We start from the raw sequence: 9,914 nt of genomic DNA on the forward strand, positions 1-9,914 counted from the left end.
CGTTCTTCTCGGGTCAAGTGTGTGTAGTTCAAAGTGCTTTCCTTTGCGACTGGCCGGTCAACAAGAGAGCATCCTATGCACTCTTGGCCCAACCTATTGCTTGGTGCACTTCGTTCTGGAATCCGCCTATCCAGAATTACAGCTTCAACCGCGCTCGCGCGGCTTGGTATTCGCCGCGCAGCTTGTCCACCAGCTCTGCCGTGCTGGTCACCGCATTGATCGCGCCGATGCCCTGGCCGCAGCCCCAGATGTCCTTCCAGGCCTTTTTCGCGTCGCCACCAAAATTCATCTTGCTGGGGTCGGACTCGGGCAGATTGTCCGGGTCCATGCCGGCTGCGCGGATAGACGGTGCCAGGTAGTTGCCGTGCACGCCGGTGAAAAGGTTGCTGTAGACGATGTCGTCCGAATTGCCGTCCACGATGGCCTGCTTGTAGGCATCGGAGGCGCGCGCCTCGTGCGTGGCAATGAAGGCCGAGCCGATGTAGCCAAAGTCCGCGCCCATGGCCTGGGCCGCCAGCACGGCATCGCCGCTGGCGATGGAGCCGCTCAGCGCCACCGGGCCGTCGAACCACTGGCGAATCTCCTGAATCAGCGCAAACGGGCTCTTAACGCCGGCATGGCCGCCAGCGCCCGCGGCCACGGCGATCAGGCCATCGGCGCCCTTTTCGATGGCCTTGTGCGCAAACTTGTTGTTGATGATGTCGTGCAGCACGATGCCGCCCCAGGCGTGCACGGCCTGGTTCACGTCTTCGCGTGCGCCCAGGGACGTGATGATGATCGGCACCTTGTATTTGGCGCAGACCTGCATGTCGTGCTCCAGCCGGTCGTTGCTCTTGTGCACGATCTGGTTGATGGCAAAGGGCGCAGCGGGCTTGTCTGGGTTGGCTTTGTTGTAGGCCGCCAGGGTTTCGGTGATTTCAGCCAGCCATTCGTCCAGCAGCTCGGCGGGGCGGGCGTTGAGCGCGGGCATCGAACCCACCACGCCCGCCTTGCACTGCTCGATCACGAGCTTGGGGTTGCTGATGATGAATAGCGGCGATGCGATCACAGGCAGTGACAGGTTCTGCAACACGGGAGGCAGTTTGGACATGGCAACAACTTTCCGAAAAATATGAATCAAATGTGCCTCTAGCGCTTATTGAATAAGCGCTTGCAGCTATCATTTTTATATAAAATAGCCCCCGTGTATCCGGGGTGCGTCACATGGCAGGCAAGCTTCAGAAGGCTTCCAGCGCCAGATCGGTCACGCTGTCGGCGCCTTCAACGATGCTGTCGCGCAGGCCTGGCGCCTTGACCAGGATGTGCTCGGCATAGAACTGCGCCGTGGTGATTTTTGCGCGCAGGAAGGCTGCGTCCTGTCCCTTGGGCAACAGTGCCTCGGCCACCAGCAGGCTGCGCGCCAGCTGCCAGCCCGCCACCAGGTTGCCGGCGAGCATGAGGTAAGGCACGCTGCCCGCAAAAACGGCGTTGGGGCTGGACTTGGCGCCACCGGCAACGAAGTTCACCACATCCAGGAAGGCCTGGCGCGCCGCCGCCAGCCGACGTGCCACCGCCTTGGCTGCGGGGGTGCCGCTGGCCAGCAGTTCGCCTTCGGTCTTTTCAATCTGCGCGGCGATGGCGCGGGCCGACTGGCCGCCGTCGCGCGCCGTTTTGCGGCCCACCAGGTCATTGGCCTGGATGGCGGTGGTGCCTTCGTAGATGGTCAAAATCTTGGCATCGCGGTAGTACTGCGCCGCACCCGTTTCTTCAATAAAGCCCATGCCGCCGTGCACCTGCACGCCCAGGCTGGTGACTTCCAGGCTCATCTCGGTGCTGTAGCCCTTGACCAGCGGCACCATGAATTCATAGAACGTGGCATTGTCCTTGCGCACCTGGGCATCGGGGTGGTGGTGCGCGGCGTCGTAGGCGGCAGCGGCCGTGCTGGCCATGGCGCGGCAACCCTCGGTGTAGGCGCGCATGGTCATGAGCATGCGGCGCACATCCGGGTGGTGAATGATGGCGGCGCTGACGTTCATGCTGCCGTCCACCGGGCGGCTTTGCACGCGGTCCTTGGCGTAGCCCACGGCCTTCTGGTAGGCGCGTTCGGCAATCGCAATGCCCTGGACTCCCACGCCAAAGCGCGCGGCGTTCATCATGATGAACATGTACTCCAGGCCACGGTTTTCCTGGCCCACAAGGTAGCCCACGGCACCGCCATGGTCGCCAAACTGCAGCACCGCCGTGGGGCTGGCCTTGATGCCCATCTTGTGCTCGATGCTGACGCAGTGCGCGTCGTTGCGCGCACCCAGGCTGCCGTCCTTGTTGACGAGGAACTTGGGCACGACAAACAGGCTGATGCCCTTCACGCCCTCGGGCGCTCCCGCCACGCGGGCCAGCACGAGGTGGACGATGTTCTCGGCCATGTCGTGCTCGCCCCAGGTGATGAAGATCTTGGTGCCGAAAATCTTGTACGTGCCATCGGGCTGCGGGTCGGCCTTGGTGCGCACCAGCGCCAGGTCCGAGCCGGCCTGGGGCTCGGTCAGGTTCATGGTGCCGGTCCACTGGCCCGAGATGAGCTTTTCGAGGTAGATTGCCTTGAGCTCGTCGCTGCCTGCGGTCAGCAGCGCCTCGATGGCACCATCGGTCAGCAGCGGGCACAGGGCAAAGCTCATGTTGGCGCTGTTGAGCATCTCCGTGCAGGCCGCGCCAATGGTCTTGGGCAGGCCCTGGCCGCCAAAGTCGGCAGGGTGCTGCAGGCCCTGCCAGCCGCCCTTGGTGAGCTGGCGGAAGGCGTCCTTGAAGCCCGGGGTGGCCGTGACCACGCCGTCCTTCCACGAAGACGGGTTCTTGTCGCCCTCGAAGTTCAGTGGAGCCAGCACGCCCTCGGTGAACTTGGCGCACTCTTCCAGCACGGCAGCTGCCGTGTCCAGGCCAGCATCCTCGAAGCCGGGGATTTGTGCGATTTGTTCAATATTGGCAAGGTGCTGCATGTTGAACAGCATGTCCTTGACGGGGGCGGTGTAGCTCATGGGGTTCTCCGGGGGATGTGAATGTCAAAAAAAAGGCACCGCAAGCGATGCCTTTTTTGCGGTCGACCTGGCGTTACAGCGCCTTGACCAGTTCCGGCACGGCCGCAAACAGGTCCGCCTCCAGCCCATAGTCGGCCACGCTGAAGATCGGCGCCTCGGGGTCCTTGTTGATCGCCACGATCACCTTGGAGTCCTTCATGCCCGCCAGGTGCTGGATCGCACCCGAGATGCCCGCTGCGATGTACAGCTGCGGCGCCACGATCTTGCCGGTCTGGCCCACTTGCCAGTCGTTGGGCGCGTAGCCCGCGTCCACTGCAGCGCGGCTGGCGCCCAGAGCTGCACCGAGCTTGTCGGCCAGCGGGGTCATGACTTCGTCGAACTTTTCCTTGCTGCCCAGGGCGCGGCCGCCGGAGACGATGATCTTGGCGGCGGTGAGTTCGGGCCGGTCGCTCTTGGCGATTTCGCTGCCCATGAACTTGCTCTTGCCGTCGTCTGCTGTGGCAGCGGCGGTTTCCACTGGTGCGCTGCCTCCCGTGGCGGCGGCGGCGTCAAAGCCGGTGGTGCGCACGGTGATGATCTTGACGCTGTCTGCGCTTTGCACGGTGGCAATGGCGTTGCCGGCGTAGATGGGGCGCTCGAAGGTGTCTTGGCTCACCACTTTGGTGATGTCGCTGATCTGGGCCACGTCGAGCTTGGCGGCCACGCGGGGGGCCACGTTCTTGCCGCTGGCGGTGGCCGGGAACAGGATGTGGCTGTAGTTGGATGCGATGGCCAGTACTTGCGCGGCAACGTTTTCTGCCAGGCCGTGTTCGAGACCAGGGGCGTCGGCGTGGATGACTTTGGCAACGCTGGTGATCTGGGCGGCTGCCTGTGCGGCGGCGGCTGCGTTGTGGCCGGCAACCAGCACATGCACATCCCCACCACAGGCCACAGCGGCGGTGACGGTGTTGAGGGTGGCGCCTTTGATGGTGGCGTTGTCGTGTTCAGCAATAACGAGAGTTGTCATGACAGTCGTCTTTCTCTTGAATCTTGGAGGGTGTCGGCATCAACCGCGGTCTTCGATCAACCGGGGCCGATGCGCGGGACACCGAGGAAGGGCCGCCCCGCACCGAGGGTGTCGTCCCCCTTGGGGGGAAGGCGCAAAGCGACTCAGGGGGGTCAAATCACTTTTGCTTCGTTCTTGAGTTTGTCGACCAGGGCAGCCACATCAGCCACCTTGATGCCGGCACCACGTTTGGCAGGCTCTGCCACCTTGATCGTCTTGAGGCGCGGGGCCACGTCCACGCCGAGGTCTTCGGGCTTCATGGTGTCCAGCTGCTTTTTCTTGGCCTTCATGATGTTGGGCAAGGTGACGTAGCGGGGCTCGTTCAGGCGCAGGTCGGTGGTGATGACGGCAGGCAGGCTCAATGCCAGGGTTTCCAGGCCGCCGTCGACTTCGCGGGTGACGCTGACGCTGTCCGCCGAGAGTTCGACTTTGCTGGCGAACGTGGCCTGGGGCAGGTCGGCCAAAGCGGCCAGCATCTGGCCGGTCTGGTTGGCGTCGTCGTCGATGGCTTGTTTGCCCAGGATCACGAGCGATGGCTGCTCCTTGTCGATCAGCGCCTTCAAGAGCTTGGCCACGGCCAGCGGCTGCAGGTCGGCGTCGGTCTCCACCAGGATGGCGCGGTCGGCACCGATGGCCATGGCGGTGCGCAGGGTTTCCTGGCACTGGGCCACGCCGCAGCTCACCGCGATGACTTCGGTCACCAGGCCTTTTTCTTTCAGGCGCACGGCCTCTTCGACGGCGATTTCGTCAAAGGGGTTCATGCTCATCTTGACGTTGGCTGTGTCCACACCGCTGCCGTCCGATTTGACGCGGACTTTCACGTTGTAGTCCACCACGCGTTTGACAGGGACCAAGACCTTCATTGCTGCGGCTCCTAGAGTTGGTTAAATTGACGTTTACGTAAACAAAACATTTTATGCCGCACTGCAACGAATAACGCTGCTACCCGCGATACAAAGAGTCATAAAAAGAACGATCGTGCTTTTTATGGATTATAGGCCAGTGCACGATCCCTATGTCCACCCCATGCTGTCACTTGCGGGTCGAAGCGGGTCAACCCGGATAGTTGCCAAGCTTCGAGATCAGGCAATGGCTGCAGCGCCTGGCGAAGCGCGGGTCTCCTCGACACCAGCGGGCGACTCCGGCCGCTGGAGGTGCACCACGCGCTGGGGGTAAGGAATTTCAATCTGATGGGCGCGCAGCGCCGCGAGGATGGCGAGGTTGATGTCCGAACGCAAACCCAGCACCCCGTTTTCTGGGTCGGTTATCCAGAAACCAACGGTGAATTCCAGCCCGTCCGCGCCAAAGGCCGACAAAGCCACCGCAGGCCCCGGGTCGCGCAACACGCGCGGGTTGACCAGTGCCGACTCGCCCAGCAAACGAATAACGAGGTCCACATCACTGTCATAGCCCACACTGACCACGGTGGACATCCACACACGCGGGTCGGCCAGTGAGAGGTTTTCCACCCGCTGGGTGATCAGCATCTCGTTGGGCACGATGGATTCGCGCCCCACCCCCGACCGGATCACCGTGTAGCGCCCGGTGATGTCGGTGATGCGGCCCTCGAAGCCGTCCACCCGGACGTTGTCGCCAATGCGCACGCTGCGCTCGGCCAAAATGACAAAGCCGCTCACATAGTTGGCCGCGAGCTTCTGCAGGCCAAAGCCGATGCCCACACCCACGGCGCCACCCAGCACCGACAGGGCTGTGAGATCAATGCCCACGGCCGACAGTGCAAGGATCAAGCCCAGAAACATCAGCAGGGCACGCGCCGCATTGCTGAACGCCTTGCGGACCGACAGCTCGCTGCCCGTGACCGAGCGCAACAGGCGCGCCTCGATGGCCGACGATATCCACAAGGTCACGATCAGCACGGCGCAGGCCGTCACGACACCTTCGATCATGGTGCGCACCGACAGCGTGGACGCGCCCACCTTCCAGGTGATTTCGTCAAGTTGCTGCAGCACCAGCGGCAACAGGCCCGTAACCCACAGCACCATGGCCAGCCAGGCCAGCCAGGAGATGCTGCGCTCGATGGGGCGCACCCAGGCAGCCTGAGGGAACGCGGCCTGCAGCACCTTGACCCCCACGCGGATCACCACCAGCGAGATCAGCACCGGAATCACAAGCTTGAACGCCGCCAACGGCACCCACTGCACCACCACCGCACGCGCCACATAAACCAGGCCCAGCAAGGTCAGGGGGAACAGCACGCCATCCACCACCTTGCGGCCAAACAGGATGGAGCGCGGCTCGTTGCGGTGCACCGCGCGGCGCACGGCAGACACCATGAGCCAGGCCAGCGCCACACACACGGCCAGCGTGACAAGCTCCACCAGAACCGTGGGCTGTGCAAATGCCCGAAACCACTGCTGCACGTCGTCAAACATCGGCGAAGAAAACTGCACGGGGTTCAAACCTTCCAGGCAGGAGCGCGCTTTTCGGCAAAGGCCCGCGCTCCTTCTTGCGCCGCCCCGTCCATCATGTTGGCGGCCATGGTCTGACCGGCCAGCTGGTAGGCCGCATCCAGGCCCAGTTCACGCTGCTGATAGACCAGCGCCTTGCCCATGGCAATGGCCGCGCGGGGCTTTTGCACAATGGATTGCACGAGCTTCTCGACTTCGGCGTCCAGCGCATCGGGTGCCACGACCCGGTTCACAAGGCCTTGCGCCAGCGCGGTGGGAGCGTCGATAAAGTCGCCGGTGAGCAGCATTTCCATGGCGCGCTTGGCCGGCACATTGCGCACCAGCGGCACGCTGGGCGTAGCGCAGAAAAGCCCGTAGTGGATGCCGCTGGTGGCAAAGCTGGCGTTGTCGGACGCCACTGCCAGGTCGCACTGCGCCACCAGCTGACAACCGGCCGCGGTGGCCATGCCCTGCACCCGTGCGATCACCGGCACCGGCAGCTTGTGGATGCTCAGCATCATGCGGCTGCACTGCGAAAACAGCTGCTGGTACCAGGCCAGCTCGGGGTGCGCCGCCATGTCCTTGAGGTTGTGCCCGGCGCAAAACGCCTTGCCCTCGGCAGCCAGCACCACCACGCGCGCGCTGTCATCGTGGGCAACAGCGCCCAGCGCCTGTTGCAGCGCGGTCAGCATTTCAGAGCCCAGCGCATTGAAGCGGGCAGGGTCGTTCAGGGTGAGGGTCACCACGCCGCGCGCGTCGCGCGCGACTGACAGCGGTGTAGCGGCAGAAGTCATAAGGGGGTTTTTCAAAAATTACAGGTCCGCCAACACACGCACATGGGCTTCCACGCTGCGCGCCAGGGGGCCCATCACGTAGCCGCCTTCCAGGCACGAAACGATGCGGCCCTTGGAATAGCGCCGGGCGATATCCATGATCCGGTGGGTGATCCAGGCGTAGTCGGCCTCCACCATACCCAGCTGCCCCATGTCGTCCTCGCGGTGGCCGTCGAAGCCCGCGCTGATGAAGATCATCTCGGGCTTGAAGGCCTCCAGGCGCGGAATCCACATCATCTCGATGATTTCGCGGATGTCCATGCCGCGCGTATAGGCCGCCACCGGCACATTCACCATGTTGGGCGCCGGATTCTGGTCGCCGCTGTAGGGATAGAACGGGTGCTGAAAGATGCCCACCATGAGCGCGCGCGGGTCTTTGGCCAGGATGTCTTCAGTGCCGTTGCCGTGGTGCACGTCAAAGTCCACCACCGCCACACGCTGCAGCTTATAGCGCTGCAGCGCATATTTGGCCGCCACCGCCACGTTGTTGAAAAAGCAGAAACCCATGGCCTTGTCGTGGCAGGCATGGTGGCCGGGCGGGCGCACCGCGCAAAACGCGTTGGTGATCTCGCCGGCCATCACCGCGTCGGTGGCGGCCAGGGCCGCGCCGGCGGCGCGCAACGAGGCCTTCCAGGTGTGCGCATTGATGGATGTGTCGGTGTCGATCTGCGAGTAGGCAGGGCCACCCGCCAGCAGATCTTCGTTGAGCAGGTCCGACAGGCCGCGCATCGCCGCCACATGGAGCCGGCTGTGCGCCAGCTCGATGTCGGCGATCGAGGCCTCGGGCGCTTCGTAGCGCTCCAGGGCATCGGCCACGCCGGTGATCAGCAGACGGTCTTCGATGGCGTCCAGCCGCTCGGGGCATTCGGGATGCCCCGGCCCCATTTCGTGCTTTCGGCAGTCGGGATGGGTGAAATAGCCTGTCTTGCTCACAGTGAAATCCCCGTGTCTCTTTTTTCGGATAACGTGGCGCCATGCATGCACAGCCAAAAATCAAATCGCTTCTGGACCAGCTTAACACGGTGATTGTGGGCAAAAGCGCCCAGGTACGGGACTGCGTGGCCTGCCTGCTGGCGGGCGGCCATCTGCTCATCGAGGATGTGCCGGGCGTGGGCAAGACGACGCTGGCCCACGCGCTGGCGCGCACGTTTGGCCTGCAGTTCTCGCGGGTGCAGTTCACGGCCGACCTGATGCCCAGCGACCTCACCGGTGTATCGGTGTACGAGCGCGGCAAGGAAGCCTTCGTGTTCCATCCCGGCCCCGTTTTTGCGCAGGTGCTGCTGGCCGACGAAATCAACCGCGCCAGCCCCAAAACCCAGAGCGCGCTGCTCGAAGCCATGGAAGAAAAACAGGTGTCGGTGGAGGGCGAAACCCGCGCCCTGCCCCACCCGTTTTTCGTGATCGCCACGCAGAACCCGCACGACCAGCTCGGCACCTTTGCGCTGCCCGAATCGCAGCTCGACCGCTTTTTGATGCGCATCTCCATCGGCTACCCCGACCGCGCCGCCGAGCGCCTGCTGCTGGCCGGCAGCGACCGCCGCGACCTGGTGGACAGCCTGCTGCCCCTGCTGTCGCAGGACGAGCTGGCGCAACTGCAGCGCCAGGTGCTGGCCGTGCACACCGCCGAGCCGCTGCTCAACTATGTGCAAGACCTGATCGCCGCCACCCGCACGGGCCGCTGGTTCTTGCAGGGGCTGTCGCCGCGCGCCGGTATTGCGCTGGTACGCGCCGCCAAGGCCCAGGCGCTGATCAGCGGGCGCGACTATGTGGCGCCCGACGACGTGCAGGCCGTGCTGCCGCAGACCATTGCGCACCGCCTGGTGCCCGTGGGCGACGCGCGGCGCGGCGCGGTGGAGCAGGTGCGCGCCATGGCCGAGTCGGTGCCCCTGCCTTGACTGTCTTGGGCCCGCACGCCATGCCGTCCCCTTCCGGCGCCTCCGCCGCTGCTACCGCTGCTACCGCTGCTACCGCTGCTGCCGATCTCCTGGCACCCACGCCGTCCGCACGCGCTGCCACGCCTTCGCACCAGGCCGCGCTGAATCCGCTGGCCCGGGCGCGTGCGCGCTTTGCGCGCTGGTGGCAGGCACGCCTGCCGCTGTCCGACACCCTGACACTCACACAGCGCAATGTGTACATCCTGCCCACCGGCGCGGGCTGGATGCTGGCCGGCACGCTGCTGGTGCTGCTGGTGGCGTCCATCAACTTCCAGCTCAACCTGGGCTATCTGCTGACCTTTTTGCTGGCTGGCAGCGCGGTGGCGGGCATGCATGTGTGCCACGCCACGCTGCGCGGCATCACGCTGCACCTCAAAGCGCCCGAGCCCCACTTTCTGGGTGGCAGCACGGCGTTTGAAGTGCAGCTTTTCAGCGACCGGCGCACGCCGCGCCACGCCATTGCGCTGTCCGTGCACGGCCATGGCACAAGCAGGCACGACGGGGCCATGACCGACGTGCCCGCGCAGGGCAGCGCCAGCGTGCAGGTGGCGTTCCAGCCCACGCGCCGGGGCCTGCACCGGGTGCCCACGCTCGTGGCCGAAACCCGTTTTCCGCTGGGCACCTTCCGCGTCTGGAGCTACTGGCGCCCCGCCGCCCAGGTGCTGGTGTACCCCGCCCCCGAGGTG

Annotated in this window: 8 protein-coding genes and 1 pseudogene; 2 read left to right on the forward strand and 7 right to left on the reverse strand. The window is 64.5% G+C overall.

Features of this window, described 5'->3' with window-relative positions; genetic code table 11:
• Positions 1-136: 136 nt before the first annotated feature.
• The 7 genes from DTW89_RS17615 to DTW89_RS17645 form a co-directional block, all read right to left on the reverse strand.
• On the reverse strand, positions 137-1,090 hold the full coding sequence (locus DTW89_RS17615; protein ID WP_024815818.1) for an NAD(P)H-dependent flavin oxidoreductase: 954 nt from the start codon (positions 1,088-1,090) through the stop codon (positions 137-139).
• A gap of 127 nt (positions 1,091-1,217) precedes the next feature.
• Entirely contained in the window at positions 1,218-3,008 is a 1,791-nt protein-coding gene (locus DTW89_RS17620; protein WP_114656870.1) for an acyl-CoA dehydrogenase, read from the reverse strand.
• Between the two features lie 73 nt (positions 3,009-3,081).
• Positions 3,082-4,014 carry an electron transfer flavoprotein subunit alpha/FixB family protein gene (locus tag DTW89_RS17625; protein ID WP_114656871.1) on the reverse strand — a complete coding sequence of 311 codons (933 nt, stop codon included), beginning with the start codon at positions 4,012-4,014 and terminating at the stop codon, positions 3,082-3,084.
• A gap of 152 nt (positions 4,015-4,166) precedes the next feature.
• Positions 4,167-4,916: an electron transfer flavoprotein subunit beta/FixA family protein gene (locus DTW89_RS17630; RefSeq protein WP_114656872.1), complete on the reverse strand. Its 750-nt coding sequence runs from the start codon at positions 4,914-4,916 to the stop codon at positions 4,167-4,169.
• Positions 4,917-5,135: 219 nt separating this feature from the next.
• Positions 5,136-6,446 (reverse strand): mechanosensitive ion channel family protein, encoded by a 1,311-nt coding sequence (locus DTW89_RS17635; RefSeq protein ID WP_236637198.1) that lies wholly within the window; start codon positions 6,444-6,446, stop codon positions 5,136-5,138.
• 23 nt (positions 6,447-6,469) lie between these two features.
• Entirely contained in the window at positions 6,470-7,255 is a 786-nt protein-coding gene (locus tag DTW89_RS17640) for an enoyl-CoA hydratase (RefSeq protein WP_114656873.1), read from the reverse strand.
• Positions 7,256-7,273: 18 nt separating this feature from the next.
• Entirely contained in the window at positions 7,274-8,227 is a 954-nt protein-coding gene (locus DTW89_RS17645; protein ID WP_201741034.1) for a histone deacetylase family protein, read from the reverse strand.
• Positions 8,228-8,268: 41 nt separating this feature from the next.
• On the opposite strand from DTW89_RS17645, the gene DTW89_RS17650 reads away from it, so the two are divergent.
• Both DTW89_RS17650 and DTW89_RS17655 read left to right on the forward strand, forming a co-directional pair.
• Complete coding sequence (locus DTW89_RS17650) at positions 8,269-9,189, forward strand: AAA family ATPase (protein WP_114656874.1); 921 nt, start codon at positions 8,269-8,271, stop codon at positions 9,187-9,189.
• Between the two features lie 20 nt (positions 9,190-9,209).
• Positions 9,210-9,914 (forward strand): annotated as a pseudogene (locus tag DTW89_RS17655) (DUF58 domain-containing protein); the annotation flags it as partial.

This window comes from Acidovorax sp. BoFeN1 (genome assembly GCF_003345135.1).
Classification (GTDB): Bacteria; Pseudomonadota; Gammaproteobacteria; order Burkholderiales; family Burkholderiaceae_C; genus Acidovorax; species Acidovorax defluvii.

Coding starts and splice junctions, on each gene's coding strand:
- DTW89_RS17615 (WP_024815818.1), bottom strand. CDS start 1,090: ATGTCCAAACTGCCTCCCGTGTTGCAGAACCTGTCACTGCCTGTGATC.
- DTW89_RS17620 (WP_114656870.1), bottom strand. CDS start 3,008: ATGAGCTACACCGCCCCCGTCAAGGACATGCTGTTCAACATGCAGCAC.
- DTW89_RS17625 (WP_114656871.1), bottom strand. CDS start 4,014: ATGACAACTCTCGTTATTGCTGAACACGACAACGCCACCATCAAAGGC.
- DTW89_RS17630 (WP_114656872.1), bottom strand. CDS start 4,916: ATGAAGGTCTTGGTCCCTGTCAAACGCGTGGTGGACTACAACGTGAAA.
- DTW89_RS17635 (WP_236637198.1), bottom strand. CDS start 6,446: ATGTTTGACGACGTGCAGCAGTGGTTTCGGGCATTTGCACAGCCCACG.
- DTW89_RS17640 (WP_114656873.1), bottom strand. CDS start 7,255: ATGACTTCTGCCGCTACACCGCTGTCAGTCGCGCGCGACGCGCGCGGC.
- DTW89_RS17650 (WP_114656874.1), top strand. CDS start 8,269: ATGCATGCACAGCCAAAAATCAAATCGCTTCTGGACCAGCTTAACACG.